The following is a 19,912-nucleotide window of genomic DNA, read 5'->3' on the forward strand; positions in this document are numbered from 1 at the left end:
TTTTGCGTCACTGAATATCTTATCACGCCCTGTCAAAAAAGCAACTGACAATTACTGCTTTCTAATACAAAAACAAGTCGTTAGTTACGAGCACTAAACGACTTGTTTTTGCATTAACCAACCCAGGTTTCGTGTGTATAGGCCATTTCCCAAAAAGCGTATTCCATCTCACTGCTGATAACAAAAGCGGTGATCATAGCTGCTTGTTCTTGTGGTGAACTTTCTTTATATAATTGGTCTAACAGTTGGCGTTCCTCTTGGACGTGTTGGTACGCTTCCTCCCCAGCATAGGTTTCAATCCAACGTTGGTACAGTGGCTCTGGTGAGTGTTGTTTGACTAACTGTGCACCAATTTCTTGATAGAGCCAAGAACAAGGCAACATACTTGCTGCGGCCGTTTTAGGCGTTCCTTCAATAAGTTGGCGATACATATGAGAAACATAGTGATAAGCGGTTGGTGCAATCGGTGTCGCTGCAACTTCTTCTTCCGTAATTGCTAGTTCTTCAAAAAAAGTTTCACGAATAGCTAATTCGCCCAACGCGAGATTTTCCGCATTTGTTAAGAATAATTTTTTCAATCGAGGTTGTTTCGTTTGTGCCGCAATCAAGCGATAAAGCTGACTAAAGTGTTTTAAATAGTAATGATCTTGAATTAAATAGTAGCGAAAAATCGTTGGACTCAAGGTTCCTTCATGTAACTCTGTGATAAAAGGATGCTGAAAACTTCCTTGCCAAGAAGCTTGCGCTTGTTCTTTGGCTTGTTCTGTAAATGTCATAGGTTTCTCCTTTACGTTAGAAAAATAAACAAATTGGTAAAAATGATGATCAAAATAGCAAGCCCAAGACTGACTTTTGCTGACACAAAATGCTCTTTTCGACTTCTAGTGGCTCCTTCTTCATAGCCATGGGCAGACATTGCTTCCGTATATTTATCTCGCCAAGAAACAGCAACGAGCAGTGTTTTAACATAAATCATCGGCGACCAAAAATGAAACGTTTTGCCACGGAGTAGGCTTGCTTCTTTTAAATCATTAATTTCTCTTTTCACTTCCGGTAAGGCGTGAACCACCACTAAAATTCCATAAACAAAGTTCGGTGCTAGCCCCTTTTGTTCCAATAACAACAATAATTCTTCAAAATCAACGCCTACAGCAAAAGCTAGTCCTAAACCGGCAAAGGCATACGTTCGACTAAACAAAAGCCAGGCTTGTTGACTACTCGTACCATGCAAATAAATAGACCAAAACGTCCCGATTGCTGGTAAAAGTGGCAAGAAAAATAACCAAAGCAGTAAGCGGGATTTTCGCTGGCCTATTAAAAAAATGATACAACCCATAAAAACCGCCAAATTTGCCAAAATTGACTGAGAAAAAGATAATTCAAAGGTCAAAATAAGAATCAAAGAAGCATAAATTGCTGCATTTGTTTGCTTTATTTGCATGTAGTTCCCTCCTGCCAGATAATCAGTTGTTGCTGCAGCAATTCTATTCGGTAATTGCTCACGCCAGAGAGAGGTTCTAGCCGATGCGTGACGATTAGAAAATCTTGTTGCGCACTTTTTTCTTTGATCCATTCAACAAAATAATTGCATGCTCGCTCATCTAATCCAGCAAAAGGTTCATCTAAAAGTAAACAGTCCAAATCTAAGCTCAACAAACTAATTAATTGCACCATCTTTTTTTGCCCTTCACTTAGTTGAAAAACACTGTGCTCTAGTTTTTCTTTTAAACCTAAAAAAGTTAAGGCTTCCTCTTGTTTTCTTCTTTTTTCTGCTGTCATGTTCTGACCAAACAAAAGCTCTTCTCGTAAAGTCAACGTGACAAACTGACGATTGGCTTGTTGCACCGCTAATGTCATGTGTTGATACAATTTTTTTGAAGCCCGCAAGCGGCGGCCCGCCAAGAACATTTTTCCTTGATATTTTTGTCTCTGAACGATGGCTTTTAATAAGGTGGATTTTCCCGCCCCATTTGGCCCCGTCAACGTGGTAATTCCTTTAAAAAAAAGCGCTTCTTTTTCTTCAAGTAGCACTCGTTTTCCCTGAGATAAACGAAAATTTTTCAATTGGAGCATTGGTTGTTTTACCGCAGAATTTGTCAGTTGAAATGTCTGCGGTTTTGTTTTGATAAACGTCAACGGTTGCTTTTCAAACTGGCCGTTTTTCAACGTAACGACTTGGTCCACAACATCAGCGTAATCGCTGAAATCGTGGTCGCACACCAAAATCGTTTTGCCGGCTTGATGGAGTCTTGCTAAAATTTGAATAAATTGTTTTCGAGAGGTTGGATCAATACTTGCAAAAGGTTCATCTAATAAAAGAATATCTGGGTTCATTGCTAGCAGAACTGTCAACGCCGCTTTTTGTTTTTCACCACCAGATAACGTCGCTAATTCTCGTGTGAATAAGGTTTGAGTCTGAACAAGTTGAAGCGCTGTTTGGATTTTTCGGTTCATTTCTTCAGGCGAGATTCCTAAATTTTCTAAAGCAAAAATCAGTTCTCGTTCCAAGGTTTTCATTGTAAATTGTTGACTGGGGTTTTGAAACAGCATGCCAATTTTTTGCGCCTTTTCACGAGTTGATAATTGTCGGCGTTCCATTCCTTCAATCAAAATTTCTCCTTGGTAGTCAAGCGAAGCAAATCCGGCAATCAATCGTAAGAGCGTTGATTTTCCACTACCACTATCGCCAATTAATAAGGAAAACGTTCCTTGAGGAATTGCTAAATTTGTCTTTTCAAACAAGGGTTGTTCTCGTGAAAAGGACACAGCTTTTAATTGGATACTATTCATTTTGCCTTCACAGCTAACCCTTGCGCAGACTGATACATTCGTAAAATAACTTTCGTTAAGAAAATACCAAAGAAACAAATAGAAACGAACCGAACGCTAATTAAAGCAATGTTCATCCCCAGACCGTAATTGCCATAACCAAACTTAAAGTATTCATACACATAACTAAAAATAGTCGTCCCAATCGCACTATAAAATAACGTTAGTGTATCGTACCGTTTGTAGCGTGTCACAAAAAAGCCACTTTCACTACCTAGACCTTGAATCACACCAGAAATTAATACACTAGGTCCGAAATACGAACCATAAAGCATTTCTGCCAAAGCGGCTAAAACTTCCGCCAAAACAGCACTTCCCGCTCGTGGAATCAGCATCGCTGCAATTGGTGCCACCATGGTCCACATTCCAAATAAAAGCTCATTGGCAAATGGACTCAGTCCTAATGGTAACAGCGCAGCATTCAATAACGCATAGAGGAACCCTGCCCCCATAAAAACACCGCCAAACAAAAAGGCTAAAAAAGCGAGTAAGACGACTTGTTGCAATGACCATTTTTTCAATAAAAAAACTCCTTTCTCTTAACAAAAAGCAAAAGGAGTGACTTAAATAAACCCTGATAAAAGAAAACACACTCATCCTAGGACAGAATGAGTGCGTGAAAAATCAAAGTAAATCGGCATTTCCCTGCGACAGTACTAACTGCATCAGGTTCAATGGGTATCATCTCAGCCATAACAGCACCCCAAATGTTTTTTATTAAAATGTACTTTTACTATAGCATAGAATAATTATAAAAACTAGTCTTGGCACTTTTTTCTTTCATCAAAAGCTGAAGAAATCAAACAATTTTGTAAGATAACTGTTAGGCAAATAAATGGTTGGTTTTTCTGGACTTTGTTATATTGTTCTTTATGAAAGAGAGGCGTTTATACTATGGGTAAAACATTAACTGGCTTTCATTTGAAAGTCATTGGGGTTATTTCAATGGTCTTTGACCATCTATTGCAATTTTTTAGTTTTTTAGGCGTGCCTGGTTGGTTCGGATGGATTGGACGAATTGCTGCACCTATTTTCTTATTTGAAAGTTCTGAAGGCTTCATTCACACAAGCAATCGGCGAAAATACATGTTCCGGTTATTGTTAGGCTTCTGGATTATGGGGATTCTGAACGGCATTTTAAATGCGTATTTTTCAACAGGTGGCTTAATTATCAATAATATTTTCGGGACGTTATTTTTAGGTACGGTCTACATGCAGTCTATGGACTATTTTAAACAAAAACAAATTGGTAAAGGGCTTCTTTGGTTTATTGTGCCTTTATTAATCAGTGCTCTACCTCTCGTTGTTTTTAGTTCTCCAGACATATTAAGCAACCCTGCTATCTTAATTGGTTTCCAACTTTTCAATCTGATTGTGCCATCACTAATGATGACAGAAGGTGGGTTTTTATTTGTTCTCTTGGCTGTGGCTTTTTATTTATTCCATGGCAAAAAGTGGTTACAAATTTCAGCAATTGGCGTTGTTGCGTTGATTTCAGCAGCCAGCTATAATTTCCAAGAACTATTCGGGGTGAACCACCAATGGATGATGATTTTAGCAGCGATTCCAATTGTTCTTTATAATGGTGAAAAAGGCCGTGGCATGCGGAATTTCTTTTATATTTTCTATCCAGCTCACATTGCTATTTTTGCAATTATTAGTTTCTTCATGCAACGTTAATTATTTTCTGCTTGACGATTGCCTAAAAACTGTTTACAATGCAACATGTAAACAAATCGTACAGATAACACGCAAGTTGCGTGTCGAGAGAGAGGCGGTTTCTATTCTTATAGAAACTGCTTCTATTTTTTTACGAAAAAATGAAAACTATAGAGGTGATTAAATGGAACAAAAAAACGTACGATTATTCCCTGCCGTTTTAGCGACAGGAATTATGTCTTTTGCTGGCGTATTAATTGAAACAGCAATGAATGTAACCTTTCCGACATTAACAAAGGAATTTGGTGTTTCCACCGGTACCGTGCAGTGGGTGACAACGATTTATTTATTAGTTATTTCTATCATGGTGCCCTTATCCAATTATTTATTAAAAACCTATTCGTTAAGACGCTTATTTATTGTTGCGAATTTTTTCTTTTTGATTGGTTTAGCGATTGATGTCTATTCGCCATCTTTCAGTATCTTGTTATTAGGCCGACTCTTCCAAGGGGCTAGCACTGGGATTGCTTTGCCACTGATGTTTCATATTATTTTGAACTTTACTCCGCTGGAAAAACGAGGAACGATGATGGGGGTAGGCACATTGACCACTTCAATTGCTCCAGCCATTGGTCCAACGTATGGTGGAATCTTAACATCTTCCCTATCTTGGCACGCCATCTTTTTATTCTTAATTCCTGTTTTACTACTTTCTTTGTTTATGGGATTATCTGCTATTCCAGAAATACCTGTTAAAAAAACCACCACTCTTGATTTGGTTAGTTTAATTGGTATTGCCCTGTTATTTAGTGGTTTGTTGATGTTTTTAAGTAAAATTGGCACATTGTTTGGCTGGCTTTCACTTCTGGCAGCCGTTATTGGCTTTGTTATTTTTTATAAACGAGCAACGACCGCTGAACAGCCACTAGTTCGTTTGACAATTTTAAAAAATCCCGCCTTTGTTTTATTTTTATGTGGCTTTTTAGTTTGTCAATTCTTATTGTTAGGTATTTCCTTTGTCTTACCAAACTTTGTTCAAATCGTCCTTGGAAAAAATGCGTTTGTAGCTGGGCTAGTCATGCTGCCAGGTGCTACAGTCGGGGCCATTTTGGCACCACTTTCTGGACGAGTGTTGGATCAATACGGCGCTAAAAAACCTATATTATTTGGCTTAAGTTTGGCGACAATCGGTTGGCTAGCTTTAACAATTTTACTAGAGATGCCTGTTTTATTAGGATTCGTTGCTGGACATGTTACCTATATGATTGGTCTAGGTTTTGCATACAGTAATATGATGACGACTGGTATGAGCTTGTTAGAGGAGAAAGATTTTGGCGACGGCAATACGTTATTTAATACACTTCAACAATTTTCTGGCGCTATTGCGACGGCCATTGTAGCGACGATTATTAATATCGCTCAAGACCACGCAGATAATTTTGCTCAGGGGACAACGATGGGCTCCCTCATTTCTCTGATTTTCTTGTTAACCTTATTAGTAATTGTTTTAATTGCTTGCTGGAATTATTTCCGCAAAAAAGCTTAAAAAAAGCAGCTGGTCCGTTCCGTAGTGACCAGCTGCTTTTTTCTAGTTTTCTAAAGATAGTTGTTTTTTTGTTCTTCTTGCTTCCGAATATAAAGTACGAACAAGACGGCAATCAACACGATAAAGCCACCAAAAATCGGTGTATATGTTACTGATAAATGATCTGTGACCACCCCACCTGTCATTGAGCCAACGGTAATCCCAATATTAAAGGCTGCAATATTAAAAGCTGAGGCTAAAGTGATATCTTCTGGAACATACTTTTCCGCTAATTCTACAACATATAGTTGTAAACCAGGTACATTCATAAAGGCAAATAGTCCCAACATCAAACTTGCTAATAAGCCTAGAAGACTGTTATCCATTAAAACAGTAATAAATAAAAAGACTAAGGACAGAATTAATAAGCTAAACATTTTTACTAACGAATCTAAGGGTTTTTTATTTGCCCAGTGTCCACCTACTGTATTGCCAATTGCGACCATTACGCCATAAACAACTAAAATAATCACTACCGCGTTGGCTGAAAAGCCTAAATTTTCCAATAACGGTGACAAGTACGTATATGCAGCAAACGTTCCACCATAACCAAAAGCAGTAATTAGAAAAGAGAAAACGAGGGGTTTGTTCGTAAAAATCCGCGTGATTCCTTTTAAGTCAACCTTCCCTGGTATCGGTAAATTTTTGGGAACTAAAAAATAACTAGCAATCAGTCCCACCAAGCCAATACTGGCTATAAAAAGAAAGGACATATGCCAAGCTGTTTGTTGCCCAATAAACGTCCCTAAAGGTACGCCAGTCACTGTTGCAACCGTTAAGCCTGTAAACATAATAGCAATGGCACTGGCTCGACGTGACGGCGGCACAACATCTGCGGCGATGACAGTCGAAACAGACATGAAAATACCATGCGCCAATGCAGAAAGTATCCGCCCTACCAATAAAATAATAAACGTTGGCGCAAATGCAGCAATTAAATTCCCACTAATGAAAAGAAGCATAATCCCCAGCATTAATGAGCGACGATTCCATTTTCCTGTCAAAATTGTTAATAACGGCGCCCCAATCGTCACACCTAAAGCGTATAAAGAAACAGTCAAACCTGCTTGGGAAAGACTAATATGAAAACTTTTAACAATCATTGGTAATAAACCCACACTAATAAATTCTGTTGAACCGATTGCGAAAGCATTGATAGCTAATGCAAAGAGCGTTAAATTTGGTGAAATTTTCTTTTCCATTCTCTTCCTCCTAAAAAACATTTGAATTTCAACAAAAATTACTATATACTAAGATTGAAATTTTGATAAGTACCTACTTTTTTGTATCATAGGTACCTTTTAGTAACTTTTGTTTATTATCAACCTATTAAGGAGGAATGTTTTTTGGAAACTCGTACATATGCGATTGGTGTCGAAGCAACGATGGATGTTATTGGCGGCAAATGGAAACCAATTATTCTGTGTAATTTACGGCACGGCGCCATGCGCCCCAGCGATTTAAAACGCGGCATTACTGGCATTAGTCAAAAAATGCTGACACAACAATTACGGGAACTCGAAGAAGACAACATTATCGAGCGGAAAGTTTACAACCAAGTTCCACCAAAAGTCGAATATTATTTAAGCGATTATGGTCAAAGCCTCTCTGCTGTCTTAGATAACTTATGTAATTGGGGAGAGTCCCACGTGGCTCATTTGCAAGAACAAGGCCAAGAAATTTATTTAAAATGTGAAGATTAGTGAACAAAACGTTTATAAACTATATTAAGAGGGAACTTTAAGCTATTTAAAGCCTGGGGAAAAATCTAAAATGATTTTTCCCCAGGCTCTTCTTATGCTTTAATAACTTGAATATCTTGCGTTAATTGGGCCCAATGATTAGTAGGTCCGTGGCCATGTCCAACAGAAATTGCTTGGCTAATGGCCCCTTGTATAAACTGTTTGCCAATCACAATCGCCGCTTCTAACGGCGTACCTTTTGCTAACTCGGCTGCGATACACGCTGAAAAAGTATCTCCTGTTCCATGAGTATTTTTCGTTACAATTCGTGGTGCACTTAGCCAAAAGCTCGAACCGTCTTCCATTAACACATAATCAGCCGCTTGTTGATTTGTGCTATGTCCGCCTTTCATAATAATATTTTTTGTGCCCAATTGTTGTAATTTTTTTGCTGCGGTCTGCATTTCTTGTTCTGTCTTGATGGTCGTCTCTAGTAAAACTTCCGCTTCTGGTAAATTAGGTGTCACGACCGTTGCTAATGGCAACAGTTGCTCTTTAATCGTTTGAACTGCCTCGGCTTTTAACAAATGATGTCCACCTTTAGCCACCATTACAGGATCGACAATCAACGGACCAAAATCAACTTTCTGCAAATTGCGAACAACAGCTTCGACACGCTCACTATCTGCTAACATCCCCGTTTTCGCTGCCCCAATTTTAAAATCAGCCGCCAGTGATTGAAATTGTGCATCAATAAATGAACTAGGAATCGGCAAACTTTCTTGCACGCCATACGTATTTTGTGCCGTCAATGCAATGACAATATTTAAGCCAAATGCCTGCCGTGCTTGAAATGTTTTTAAATCTGCTTGCATGCCAGCTCCCCCACCAGAATCAGAACCAGCAATCGTGACTACTTGTGGGGTCAAATTATATTCGGTCATTTTCTCACCTCCAACATTCGCTCCGTTACACGCATCAACCCTTGAACTTTCTCGGTTATCTGTTCAGCCAGCATAATTTCACTGACCAGTGAAACACCAGCCACTCCCGTTCCCATAAGTTGTTCTATATTTTCTTCTTTGATTCCACCAATCGCTACAACAGGAATCGTGACTGCTGCGGCAATTTCAGAAAGTGTCTGCAAAGAAGTTAACGGACTGTCCTTAGTCGTTGTGGGGAAAATTGCGCCCACGCCTAAATAATCGGCGCCCTCGTTTTCCGCTTCAACTCCTCGTGCCACCGTTTTGGCTGAAACACCTACGATTTTTGTGGACCCAACCAGTTTTCGCACAAGAGCAACCGGTAATTCATCATCCCCTATATGCACACCTGCCGCATCCACTGCCAAGCAAATATCGACACGATCATTAATAATCAACGGAATCTGATACGCATCTGTTACCGCTTTAACTTTCACTGCTAATTCGTAAAAGCGCCGTGTTGACACTTCCTTTTCACGCAGTTGGACCAATGTCACTCCACTGCGACAAGCAGTTTCAATTCGTTTTAAAAATTCAGTATCACTAAAATCATACCGTCCTGTCACCAAATAAACTTTCAATTGCTCTCTCATAGCACTCGTCCTTTCACCGCCTCAAACCAATCCTTCTCCTTCATTAAAAGAGATAACTGATTTAACGTATTTTGGCGAAAATCGGCCAGCCCTTGGCTCTTAGTCTTGGCTTTTTCTCCGCAAAGATTAAAATAGCTCACTGCGGCTACTGCCGCAGTCATTGGCGCGTTGCCTTCACCTAATAAAGCGGCAACTAATGCGCCGACTAAATCGCCCGTGCCAGTGAAACAATCCAACTCAGGAACGCCATTTTGTAAGACAATCACTTGCTCTTGGCTAACCAAAACATCTTGAATCCCTGTTGCTAAAAATACCGTCTGGGGAAACTTTTGCGTTTGTTGACGTAAAGCTTGAATCAGTTCCTCAATTGCTTCTTCACTTTGATCCAAAGGGCTGCCGTCTACTCCTCGACCATGACTCACCAACTGGCAAAAAGTCCGCATTTCTGAAAGATTCCCTTTCACAACGGTTGGCTGATTGTGCACCAGCTTTTCCCCGACTTCATTTCGAATATCACTGGCGCCATAACCGACTAAATCGACCACGGTCGGTTTAGTCACTTGCCGAGCATAATCACTAGCTGCTAACAAGCTCTGCTCTCGTTCTTGTGATAAATGGCCTAAATTCAAAACCAAGGCACTGGTTTGCTGAAACAACTGCGGAAATTCCCGTGGATCATCTGCCATAATGGGCTTAGCATCAATATAAAGTAATGCATTCGCCATAGATTCACACGTAATTTCATTCGTAATGCACTGAATTAATGGTGCCGTTGTCAGTGGAAAAATCGTTTCAAACTTAACGCTTGTTTTCATAAAAGTACCCTCCCAAAAATAATTCCTGTGTTTGTTTAAATACCCGAGTTTCTTTCAGTTTTACTAAGACAAGCCAAGCAATCACTGAACCAATCAGTGTGGCACCAATAAATCGTGGTGTATAAATGAACCAATAAAAATTCTGCTTACTGCCAGTAAACCAAACCATTACAGGATAGGACAATAACGAGCCAATGATGCCTGTACCAAAAATTTCTCCTAGCATCGACCAGCCTAATTTTTGTCCCCATTGATAAAATAAACCAGCAAAAAACGCGCCAAAGACGGCACCTGTTAACGCTAATGGCGGAATACCTAAGAACGTCATACGGATTAAGCCGCAGACAAGTGCCATGAGCGTTCCGTAAAGAGGGCCTAATAAAACTCCGGCAATAATGTTCATGACACTGGACATAGGGGCCATTCCCTCAATTCGCATTAACGGCGATAATACAACGTCCATCGCAATCATTAAAGCCAGTAACGTAACTCTGTGGATTCGATTTTTTTCCACGTAAAAAAACTCCTTTCTGCGAGAAGCAAAAGGAGGCGCGACTGAAAAAGACAGAAAAACCCAACCACAAATAAACGTAGTTGGGTGCAATAATCGGTCAAAATTTCAAGACATTTCCCTGCGCCAGTCCTAACTGTTTCAGGTTCCATGGGTATAATCTCAGCTAATAGCACCCCAAATGTTTCTCTTCAATTGGCTTTAGTATAGCATAGTTTTTTGGAAGCGACTACTAAAATTGCCAAAGAGTTTTCCCTCAAAAATAGAAAAAACGTCATGCCCAAAAAGTTCGATTTTTTGGGCATGACGTTTTTCATACTTTCGTTTGTCTTATTTTTTAGAATCCCGGCATTCCTTTGGTGTATTTACCTAAAGTTGCTTCAGTTTCTTTTTCAATTTTTACTAACGCATCGTTGACAGCCATAATGACTAAATCTTGTAACATATCAACGTCTTCAGGATCAACCACGTCTTCTTTAATGGTCAAATCTTTCATTGTGCGATCACCAGTAAATGTCGCTGTCACAAGTTGATTGGTTGCCTCACCGATAAATTCTTTTTCATTTAGCGCTTCTTGCGCTTTGGCCATTTCTTTTTGCATTTTTTGTACTTGTTTCATCATGCCTTGCATGTTGCCCATTCCTCGCATCATAATTCCTCGACTCCTTCATATTAATCATCTAGTACTTCGACAAGCTCTTCACCAAACATAGCGATTGCTTCATCTACTACTGGATTTTCTTGTGAATGTTCATTTGTTACAGGCGGTTCGTCCGCTAGACGAGCCATTTCATTTTCAGGTTCAGAATGATTCAAACTGCCCTGATTTTGGTTAATAAAACTTTGTCTTAGTTTTGGCCAGCTTTCTCTAGTAATGCAGACCATCTCTGGTGTATAGTCCATCAAACGGCTTAAATTATTATTGAAAGCTAACTGCATCTCTTCATCGTCTGTTGCACGAGCACAAACAATCTCATAGTCAAATGCCACCACGATGCCCTTAGGACTCGCTGCGACAGGTTCACTAGCTTTGAGCATCGCTCGTTGAGTCACAGATAATGTTTGCAGTAAGTCTTCCCAGACATTTTTCACATTCATTAAATGTGTTCTAGTCGCTTCGTTTAGGACTTGATATACGCGTTCTGTGGGTACACGGAACGAACTTTTTGGCGCTTGTGGTCGTGCTTGTTGACGTGGCGCATCTGCTTCTTTGGCAGCTACACCGTGTTTCTTTAATTCAGCCAGTTCTTTCTTCAGTTGCCCGATTTGATTTTGTAAATCTGCTAATTCTGGATTTCCCTCTGCACTACCATCTTGATTAGCTGTTTCTGGCGTATTGTGTTTATTGGGTTGCACCGTTTTAGCTAATTTGACAGTGGCTACTTCCAGATAGATATTCGCATTGTTGGTAAAGCGGATCTCATTTTGTGTGTCACTTAAAATTTGGATTAGTTGGTAGATTTTTTCAGCTGGTGTTTGTGTAGCTAGTTCCTTAAATGCTTCTGTCAAAGTTCCTGCTTTTTCTGCTAATAACTTCGGTGCTTGCTGATACATCAGCAAATCTCGACAATATAATAACAAATCTTCTAAGAAACGGCGCGCTTCTTTGCCTTCGCCTAAAATACTTTCCAAGCCTTCTAATGCTCGTTCAACATCACCGGCGACACAACACTGAATATAATGATCCATCATTTCATAGGTTAGGCTGCCTGTCACTTGCATTGCATCTTCCAGTGTTACTTTTTCATCACTAAAGGAAATCGTTTGATCCAAGATACTCAAGGCATCTCGCATCCCACCTTCCGCAGCACGCCCAATCACATAAAGGGCTTGTTCCTCATAATCGAGAGCCATTTCCTGCATGATATGGGCCATATGATCGACGATATCTTGCGTACTAATTCGCTTAAAATCAAAGCGTTGCGTCCGTGAGATAATCGTTAACGGAATCTTGTGTGGTTCAGTCGTTGCTAAGATAAAAATAACATTTTGTGGCGGTTCTTCCAAGGTTTTTAAAAGTGCATTGAACGCGCCTGTTGATAGCATATGAACTTCATCAATAATATAAACTTTGTACTCTGCTTGTGTCGGTGCATACTTTGCTTTATCACGAATATCACGGATTTCTTCCACGCCATTATTACTCGCCGCATCAATTTCAATGACATCATTTAAACGACCTTCCGTAATGGCTACACAGGTTTCACAAACATTACAAGGTTCACCATCTTGACTATGTTTACAGTTAATCGCTTTAGCGAAAATTTTTGCGGCACTGGTTTTACCTGTACCACGAGGGCCAGTAAATAAATAGGCATGAGATGTTTTCTTTTGCACTATCGCATTTTTCAGTGTCTGAGTAATTGCTTTTTGTCCTACTACGTCATCGAAACGTTGTGAACGCCAGACCCGATAAAGTGCTTGATAAGCCATTTTTTACCCTCCCTTATTTTTCATTCTTATCTATTATACGTGATTTTTAGTCATTCGGCATCTTTTTTCTTTTAACGAGTCACTGGTGCAACCATTGCTAAAAAAGCCGCTTTTCCTTCACTTGTTTCTGCAAACGCACTGGCTTCTTTTAGTCGCTGTTGATACGCTGAAGCGACCGTTTCAAGCGCCTGCGTTTTCTGATTGCTCCAAGTCGTTAAACCTTGGACTTCCGCTAACGTTAACGAAGGCTTTTCTTGAGGTCGACTAAAAATTAAGTCCATGACATATAAAAGTTCTTTTCGTCGTGCAACGATTTGTATCTCATGCGTTGGCAGTTTCAGCGTTTGCCACTGCTCAAAAATATCATTTGCGGCTTGGGCAACTTCTGACGCATTCGGTCCCTCTAGGCGAAATGTCGCAACTGGCCAATTCACCATTCCTGCGTTGATTAAAGGATAGTTAGCTAACTCAACATATTCTGAAATGCTCGCTTCGGCTAATGGAAATTGTTGCAAACCCGTTTGATAATAGACATGCTCATTTTGTTCAAAGTCAGCATCAATCCCAGCAAAATAATGAGGAAAGACCTCAACAATTTTCAACAATTGCTGAAAAGTCTTAACTGAACGTTTCGCTGCCTGATGTTTTTCAAACGCAATCACACCTTGTTGCTGATATTGTGCCTGTTTTACAAAGGAAAACCCCCAGCTTTCGCCATCTAAGTTCATTCGAATCACTCGATGGTTCGTAGTCGCAGGAAATTGCTGACTTCCCTGGTAGCCTTCTGTTGCCATGCACCATTCACAGCGGGGATAGCTTTGTGCAGAGAGCGTTGCTTTTGGCGCCTCACTGTGGACCTTATTTGCTAAAAAATCACCATAGACTGTTGAAAAAACAACAGGTTTTTCCTGTTCAATGACCGTACCGTTTTTTTGACAAAGTTGGTAAAAATACTCGGTAGCCTCTTGTGGCTCTTTAGCATAATGTTGTGCAAAAAAAGCATTAACCACAGAAGGTGGCGGTGTTAACAAATCCATCAATTGCACCATGAACTGTTCTTTTTGTTGCTCTGTTTTTACAAGTTGGTTGGCACTCGCAATTTGACACAATTGTTCCGCCAAATCAGCGGCGGGTGTTGCCACAGGCCGTATGTCTACTTCGCCTAATTCTTGTTCACCAATCATTGATAATAAACGGTTCTGAAGATATAAGCGATCCAATTCCATCCAACCACCTGCTTGAATAGCAAGTGTGGTAAAATCGGCAATCATTTGACTCGTGGTCATCGATTCATTCCTCCTATTACTTTTCTTGATATCCATGTGGATGAGCTTGGTGCCATTGCCAAGCGGTGGCGATAATGTCCTTGACCTCAGTTACTTCTGGTTGCCAGCCTAAAACTCGTTTGGCTTTTTCACTAGAAGCAATTAACGTACTAGGATCCCCTGCTCGGCGTGGCGCGATTGTCGCAGGAATTTCTTGGCCTGTCACTTCGCGAGCAGCATCTAACATTTCTTTAACAGAATAGCCGTTGTTGCTTCCCAGGTTAAAGACGTCACTTTCGCCGCCATTTTTCAAGTATTCTAAAGCCAAAATATGTGCTGCAATCAAGTCTTCAATATAAACATAATCTCGAATGCACGTGCCATCTGGTGTATCATAATCATCCCCAAAAATACTTAGCTCTGCTCGTTGGCCCAATGCCACTTGTAAAATAATTGGCACAATATGCGTTTCTGGCGTGTGATCCTCACCAATTGAGGCATCTTTTTTTGCTCCCGCAACATTAAAATAACGCAAAGCAACATATTTCATTCCATAAGCGTTGTCGCACCATTTCATGATTTTTTCCATCATTAATTTACTTTCCCCATACGGATTTTTAGGATTCGTTGGGGTTTCTTCTGTAATAGGCATTGCTTTTGGTTCGCCATAAGTGGCCGCTGTGGAAGAAAAAACAATATGTTTCACTCCAAATTCTTGCATGACTTCCAAGGCAATTTGAGTGCCGTGAACATTGTTATTGAAATACATTAACGGTTGCTCCACGGATTCTCCTACTAAAGAATTGGCCGCAAAGTGCAACACCCCTTCAATTGATTCCTTTTCAAAGACACTACGTAAAAAAGCTTTATCACGAATATCGCCTTCATAGAAAGTCGCTTGTTCATGAACTGCTGAACGATGCCCCGTTAATAAATTATCAACAACCACAACGGCATATCCTTTTGAAATTAATTGATCGACGGCATGTGAGCCGATGTAGCCTGCGCCACCTAATACTAAAATAGACATAAATACGCTCCTTTTTCTCTCTAATTTCTTTTTCTATTGTACCATTAAATAAGGTTTACTTCTGAATTATTTCATTTTGTAAACAGGATTTAATTTGGCCATTTCTCCTTATTCATTTTTCCTATAAAAATATAGAAAAGACTTGGTAAATTTTAACAAATCTCTAAATTAGTCGTAGAGTTTATGAAAAATCATTGTAACTATTGGATTTTTTTGCTTTTTTCCGTCATAATAGAAACAAATACAATTTGAAAGAAGGAATGAACGATGAAAAAATTTGTATCAGGTATGTTAGTCGGTACTGCTATCACAGTTGCTGCTTTAGCCGGTGTGGCTACAACTATTAAAAAAACAGTCATTGATCCAATTGAAGAAAAAGAAGATATGATTGAAGAAAACCGTAAAAAAGCGATGCGTAAGCGTATTGCACGTTAAAAAATAGCTGTGACGTTGAGATAAAAAATCTAACGCCAAGAAATCAACAGGAGCGCTTCTGGCTCTGTTGATTTTCTTAAGCATAACAAGTGGTCATCCATCGCTTTGATGGATGACCACTTGTTATGCTTTCTTTTTTACCAAAGGAGCTGACTATTTTTCTTAACTATTAAAAATAGTAGCAGCAATCCGATCCATATCACGCATATTCCAAGGATCCACACCAGGACGAGCTGCAGCGGCTGTTAACCAATGAATCCCTTCTGTTGGAATACCACAACTAAAAAGGCCTGTCGCCACCTGCCCATCTTTTGTGATGACTTGATTCGTGGCAGGCACAATCAAGAGTGCACCTGTTTTGACTATTTGACCATCAGCTAATGCCAGTTGATGAAGCGTAGCTAGCTTATCGGCTAACAACTGCCTCGTTAAAGGATTCAAACTTTTTTCATTATTAACTTTGGGAATGCGTGCTTCAATTAAAAAGTGACTATTATACCGATTTTCCGGAAACAAATTAGCATAAGTAATAAATTGACCCGCTTTCATTTCGACACGCATTTCTGGCCCCAGAATCGTGACCAATCCCAGTTCAACTAACGCCTGTAGCTCTTCTGTTCTTTCAACAGAAGGTCCCACTGACAAAAAGGTATTCAATGGGGTAAACCAATGCCACAACCACTTTTGACTCTCGTCATTCGTTAATAACCCTTCATCCAAAACAAAGCGAATCTGATCTCTTAAATCTTTTAAACTGTCTAAAGCAGTGGTCAAAGGACCGCTAAGATTGCCTTTCTCTGCTTCTTGAATATCCCATTTTAAATACTCTAGTAAAAACGAACGAAAACTTTCATGAGTGGTTTTCTTTGTTTCAGGATGTTCTAACGCTTGCCAATCAAACCAATCTTGTTTTTCAAAGTGGGCTAAGCTTTCCGGCGCTCCCTTGGTTTGAATAAACAGCTGTTGAAAGGCCTCTTTAGAAAGATGCGGATATTTTTCTTCGATTAAGCAAGTGTAATACACATATTCCACTTCTTTTTTTAAATACCCAAAAAACTCTGCGCCTGTAACCTGTATTTTTTTACGACATTCAGCTAAATACGTTTCGGTTAAAAAAACAGGCTGATAGGCTTCCCCGTAGCCTTTTTGATTAATCCCTCGAGGATGAGAAGGAAAACCGCGACCAGAACCAGCAATAATAATAGGCTCTCTTCCAGAAGGTTCATAACATAAGCGGCCATTTTGACGAGAAAAAACACCCCCGCGGCCAATCGTCAAGGCAGATAAATAGTCAAAAAATGCCAAACCTAAGCCTTTTAACACAACGGGTTGTTTTGCGGGTATATTGGCAAGTGCCAATAAAGCATCCGCCGCATTTTTAGGAGAAGAATAAAACAAACGATGCTCCTTGGCGTAGTCCGCAAGCTCTTGTTCAACAGTTGTTAATTCATTTTCTTGGTGACCCAAAGCTAAAATTACTTTGTCTGCCGTAACCTCAATGGATTGGGTGTACACATAATAGTTATCCTCTCCTGCCCGCACAGCAGTTACTGGCTCTTTAAAAAACGTCAGCGATGTTTGTTCGTTACATCGCGTGGCTAAATACGTATAGAACCATTTTTGGTACATGCCATAAAAAGCTCTCGAACAGTGATCATTCGGTCCAAGGCGATGACATTCTTTCAACAACTCAAGATAATTATAGGGTTGTTTCTGTTGAATGTACTGCGCAGCTTCTGTTTGGGTCCATTCATAGAGAGTAGGGCCCTTGACAATTGGTCCTTCGCCACTAAAAGATTCATCTGTAAATAAAGTGACTTGACTAATCACGGTGTTCATTAATAAATAATTAGGTTGCTCTGCTCGCCAAATTTTCCCACCTGGACCGTATGGATCAAACAACGTGAGCTGAACATTTATTTCCGTTTTACGAGCCCATTCAATGACTCGTTCTGCAGCTGATAAGCCTCTGGGTCCAGCACCTACAATTGCAATTTTCATCCAATCACCTACTCTATTTTTCTAATAATTCTTTTAAGACAACCGCTTGATTATGCACTGTATCTTTCGCCCCATAGACCAGCGTGACTACTGGCTGATTTTTTACAATCGTCTGTAACTGCTTAAACGCTGTGGCAGTTGGCTCATGTTTCAATTCTTCTTGGTATTTTTGTTTAAACTCAGGATACTTATTTGCTTCATGATTAAACCATTTCCGTAGCTCTGTACTTGGGGCCACTTCTTTGAGCCATTCATCTAACTTTTCAGATTCCTTGGATTTTCCTCGTGGCCAAACACGGTCAACTAAAACACGGTAGCCATCTTGCTCTGTCGGTGCTTCATATGCTCGCTTGATTTGAATCATCTGCCTTCACCTCTTCTCTTTATTGTAGCTCAAAAAGTGAGGACTGACAAAAAGCAACATCTCTATTAAGCTTTCCTATACAAAAAGAGTTGGTCTCAATGAAGACCAACTCTTTTTGTTATTAACTATTTCTCTTTTTCACTTTCCCAGTCCAGCCATCATAGCCGCCTTTTAAAATATAAATATCAGTATAGCCATTTTTGCGTAATAAATTAGCTGCTCGGATACTTAAAGCTTTCTTCTGATCATAAAGATAAACAGGTTGATCCTTACGAAGAGAACCAATTGTTGTTTTTAACATGCTGTATGGCATGCTGCGCGCCCCTAAAATATGCCCAGCATCAAATGTATCTTTCTCACGAACGTCAATCACTTGTGCTTTACGCATTGTTTCTTTAAATTCTTCTTCCGTCAGCATTTTTGCTGAACGTTTCACCATAATTTTCAAATATAATTCATTGAATACCATCGCTAGTACAATAACTAGCAAAATGCCATTGATTACCCATAAAATACTCATTCTAAAAAGCCCTCTCTATTTCTCTTTTGAAAATTGTAATGCTAGTGAAGCGGCACCAATGACGCCGGCCTCATTACCTAGCTCTGCTAATTTGATTTTTGTACTATTTCGAACTTGTGGGAAAGTAAATTCTTGGAAATATTTTTCGACACGACTACGTAAAAATTCTCCTGCTGCAGAAACACCTCCACCGATAACCACGCTATCTGGATTTAACGTGTTACCTAAGTTTCCTGTGGCTAAGCCTAAATAGAAACAAACACGATCCACAACCATTAAAGCAAAATGATCGCCTTTTTCAGCAAATTCAAAAACGTCTTTACTTGAAACATCTTGTCCATCATCAATCGCTTGTTTCAGTTCAGAGTCACCTGCAAACTCTTCTGATAAATGACGTGCAACACGAACGACACCAGTGGCACTAGAAACAGTTTCTAAACAGCCACGTTTCCCACAGGTACAGTCAAAGCCGTTAGGATCAACCGTCACATGCCCAACTTCACCAGCACAGCCAGCAACACCGTGGAGTAATTCTCCTGCTGCAACAATGCCTCCGCCGACACCTGTTCCTAAAGTAATAAAAATCACGTCGGGATTGTTTTCCCCCGCGCCCTTCCAACGCTCACCTAAAGCGGCAACATTGGCATCATTATCTAAGGCAAACGGAATTCCTAAAGCAGATTCGATTTGTTCTTTGACAGGCTGTACAGTCGTCCAGTTTAAATTATAGGCACCTACAACAGTTCCTTTTTCAATGTCGACACTTCCTGGTGTTCCCATACCAATTCCCACAAAATCTTCTTTTTTCATATTATAAAGATCTATACGGTGACGAATACTTTCAATAATTGATGGCACAATATGCTTGCCATCTTCTAAAATATTCGTTTCAATACTCCATTTTTGTTGAACAACGCCATCGGTTGTTAAAATAGCAAATTTGATGGTCGTTCCACCTAAATCAATCCCAATAATCTTCTTATCCATTTAGTCGATTCCTTTCTGCTTCCCTCTAGATTCTTCTATTCGATGCTCTCTTTGCAAAATATGCCGGGCCTGTAAATACGTATCTCGGTCTACCAATTGACCTTCATACAATTTTTTTAATTCAATCATCATTAACTCAATATCATAAATCCGTGCACCGACATAAATATACATCCCAAACTGTTTAAAAAGTTGTTGTACATCATATAACGTTTCCATA

Annotated in this window: 22 protein-coding genes and 2 riboswitches; of the genes, 4 read left to right on the plus strand and 18 right to left on the minus strand. The window is 39.7% G+C overall.

The window, feature by feature from the left end; translation table 11 throughout:
* Positions 1–113: 113 nt before the first annotated feature.
* From tenA to IGL07_RS11305, 4 genes are read right to left on the minus strand one after another with little or no spacing between them, the layout of a single operon-like run.
* Positions 114–776 carry a thiaminase II gene (gene tenA, locus IGL07_RS11290; protein ID WP_010817617.1) on the minus strand — a complete coding sequence of 221 codons (663 nt, stop codon included), beginning with the start codon at positions 774–776 and terminating at the stop codon, positions 114–116.
* An 11-nt stretch (positions 777–787) separates the two neighbouring features.
* Positions 788–1,441 (minus strand): CbiQ family ECF transporter T component, encoded by a 654-nt coding sequence (locus IGL07_RS11295; protein WP_010817618.1) that lies wholly within the window; start codon positions 1,439–1,441, stop codon positions 788–790.
* Positions 1,432–2,790 (minus strand): ABC transporter ATP-binding protein, encoded by a 1,359-nt coding sequence (locus IGL07_RS11300; RefSeq protein ID WP_010817619.1) that lies wholly within the window; start codon positions 2,788–2,790, stop codon positions 1,432–1,434. Before IGL07_RS11300 ends, IGL07_RS11295 begins: the two co-directional genes overlap by 10 nt.
* Positions 2,787–3,350, minus strand: a complete 564-nt coding sequence (locus tag IGL07_RS11305) for an ECF transporter S component (protein ID WP_002359429.1) — start codon at positions 3,348–3,350, stop codon at positions 2,787–2,789. The genes IGL07_RS11300 and IGL07_RS11305 overlap by 4 nt, the downstream gene beginning before the upstream one ends.
* A gap of 104 nt (positions 3,351–3,454) precedes the next feature.
* Positions 3,455–3,545, minus strand: a riboswitch (TPP riboswitch).
* A 178-nt stretch (positions 3,546–3,723) separates the two neighbouring features.
* Between IGL07_RS11305 and IGL07_RS11310 the strand changes: the two genes are divergently transcribed.
* Positions 3,724–4,509 carry a TraX family protein gene (locus tag IGL07_RS11310; RefSeq protein ID WP_002362333.1) on the plus strand — a complete coding sequence of 262 codons (786 nt, stop codon included), beginning with the start codon at positions 3,724–3,726 and terminating at the stop codon, positions 4,507–4,509.
* Between the two features lie 163 nt (positions 4,510–4,672).
* On the plus strand, positions 4,673–6,034 hold the full coding sequence (locus tag IGL07_RS11315) for an MFS transporter (RefSeq protein WP_010817620.1): 1,362 nt from the start codon (positions 4,673–4,675) through the stop codon (positions 6,032–6,034).
* Between the two features lie 50 nt (positions 6,035–6,084).
* Here IGL07_RS11315 and IGL07_RS11320 read toward each other — a convergent pair whose 3' ends face one another.
* Positions 6,085–7,275 (minus strand): MFS transporter, encoded by a 1,191-nt coding sequence (locus IGL07_RS11320; RefSeq protein WP_002359426.1) that lies wholly within the window; start codon positions 7,273–7,275, stop codon positions 6,085–6,087.
* Positions 7,276–7,419: 144 nt separating this feature from the next.
* Here IGL07_RS11320 and IGL07_RS11325 point away from each other — a divergent pair, with 144 nt between their 5' ends.
* Positions 7,420–7,776: a winged helix-turn-helix transcriptional regulator gene (locus IGL07_RS11325; RefSeq protein WP_002356348.1), complete on the plus strand. Its 357-nt coding sequence runs from the start codon at positions 7,420–7,422 to the stop codon at positions 7,774–7,776.
* A 92-nt stretch (positions 7,777–7,868) separates the two neighbouring features.
* Here the strand turns inward: IGL07_RS11325 and thiD are convergent, their stop codons facing one another.
* The 8 genes from thiD to galE all read right to left on the minus strand — a co-directional run bounded on the left by thiD (position 7,869) and on the right by galE (position 15,385).
* A complete protein-coding gene (gene thiD, locus IGL07_RS11330) occupies positions 7,869–8,699 on the minus strand; it encodes a bifunctional hydroxymethylpyrimidine kinase/phosphomethylpyrimidine kinase (RefSeq protein ID WP_010817621.1) in 831 nt (276 codons plus the stop codon).
* Positions 8,696–9,331 (minus strand): thiamine phosphate synthase, encoded by a 636-nt coding sequence (gene thiE / locus IGL07_RS11335; protein WP_002365071.1) that lies wholly within the window; start codon positions 9,329–9,331, stop codon positions 8,696–8,698. The genes thiD and thiE overlap by 4 nt, the downstream gene beginning before the upstream one ends.
* On the minus strand, positions 9,328–10,146 hold the full coding sequence (locus IGL07_RS11340) for a hydroxyethylthiazole kinase (protein ID WP_002365073.1): 819 nt from the start codon (positions 10,144–10,146) through the stop codon (positions 9,328–9,330). Before IGL07_RS11340 ends, thiE begins: the two co-directional genes overlap by 4 nt.
* The gene (thiW, locus tag IGL07_RS11345) at positions 10,130–10,618 is read right to left on the minus strand and encodes an energy coupling factor transporter S component ThiW (RefSeq protein ID WP_002356342.1); all 489 of its coding nucleotides are present in this window, start codon (positions 10,616–10,618) and stop codon (positions 10,130–10,132) included. The genes IGL07_RS11340 and thiW overlap by 17 nt, the downstream gene beginning before the upstream one ends.
* 140 nt (positions 10,619–10,758) lie before the next feature.
* Positions 10,759–10,847: riboswitch (TPP riboswitch) on the minus strand.
* Positions 10,848–10,994: 147 nt separating this feature from the next.
* Entirely contained in the window at positions 10,995–11,309 is a 315-nt protein-coding gene (locus IGL07_RS11350; RefSeq protein ID WP_002382484.1) for a YbaB/EbfC family nucleoid-associated protein, read from the minus strand.
* 20 nt (positions 11,310–11,329) lie between these two features.
* Entirely contained in the window at positions 11,330–13,090 is a 1,761-nt protein-coding gene (dnaX, locus tag IGL07_RS11355; RefSeq protein ID WP_002356340.1) for a DNA polymerase III subunit gamma/tau, read from the minus strand.
* Between the two features lie 71 nt (positions 13,091–13,161).
* Positions 13,162–14,412, minus strand: coding sequence for a UDP-glucose--hexose-1-phosphate uridylyltransferase (locus tag IGL07_RS11360; protein ID WP_025189578.1), 1,251 nt, complete (start codon positions 14,410–14,412; stop codon positions 13,162–13,164).
* The gene (gene galE / locus IGL07_RS11365; protein ID WP_002378649.1) at positions 14,393–15,385 is read right to left on the minus strand and encodes a UDP-glucose 4-epimerase GalE; all 993 of its coding nucleotides are present in this window, start codon (positions 15,383–15,385) and stop codon (positions 14,393–14,395) included. Before galE ends, IGL07_RS11360 begins: the two co-directional genes overlap by 20 nt.
* Positions 15,386–15,652: 267 nt before the next feature.
* Between galE and IGL07_RS11370 the strand changes: the two genes are divergently transcribed.
* Positions 15,653–15,820 carry a DUF3042 family protein gene (locus IGL07_RS11370; protein ID WP_002356337.1) on the plus strand — a complete coding sequence of 56 codons (168 nt, stop codon included), beginning with the start codon at positions 15,653–15,655 and terminating at the stop codon, positions 15,818–15,820.
* A 162-nt stretch (positions 15,821–15,982) separates the two neighbouring features.
* Here IGL07_RS11370 and IGL07_RS11375 read toward each other — a convergent pair whose 3' ends face one another.
* The 5 genes from IGL07_RS11375 to IGL07_RS11395 all read right to left on the minus strand — a co-directional run bounded on the left by IGL07_RS11375 (position 15,983) and on the right by IGL07_RS11395 (position 19,911).
* On the minus strand, positions 15,983–17,821 hold the full coding sequence (locus tag IGL07_RS11375; protein WP_010817624.1) for an FAD/NAD(P)-binding protein: 1,839 nt from the start codon (positions 17,819–17,821) through the stop codon (positions 15,983–15,985).
* Positions 17,822–17,834: 13 nt separating this feature from the next.
* Positions 17,835–18,185 carry a DUF488 domain-containing protein gene (locus IGL07_RS11380; protein ID WP_002362343.1) on the minus strand — a complete coding sequence of 117 codons (351 nt, stop codon included), beginning with the start codon at positions 18,183–18,185 and terminating at the stop codon, positions 17,835–17,837.
* A gap of 121 nt (positions 18,186–18,306) precedes the next feature.
* A complete protein-coding gene (locus IGL07_RS11385; RefSeq protein ID WP_002356334.1) occupies positions 18,307–18,705 on the minus strand; it encodes a rhodanese-like domain-containing protein in 399 nt (132 codons plus the stop codon).
* Between the two features lie 15 nt (positions 18,706–18,720).
* Positions 18,721–19,692: an ROK family glucokinase gene (locus IGL07_RS11390; protein WP_002356333.1), complete on the minus strand. Its 972-nt coding sequence runs from the start codon at positions 19,690–19,692 to the stop codon at positions 18,721–18,723.
* A complete protein-coding gene (locus IGL07_RS11395) occupies positions 19,693–19,911 on the minus strand; it encodes a YqgQ family protein (protein ID WP_002356332.1) in 219 nt (72 codons plus the stop codon).
* Position 19,912 lies beyond the last annotated feature (1 nt).

This window comes from Enterococcus sp. DIV1368f (assembly GCF_051712245.1).
Taxonomy (GTDB): domain Bacteria; phylum Bacillota; class Bacilli; order Lactobacillales; family Enterococcaceae; genus Enterococcus; species Enterococcus faecalis.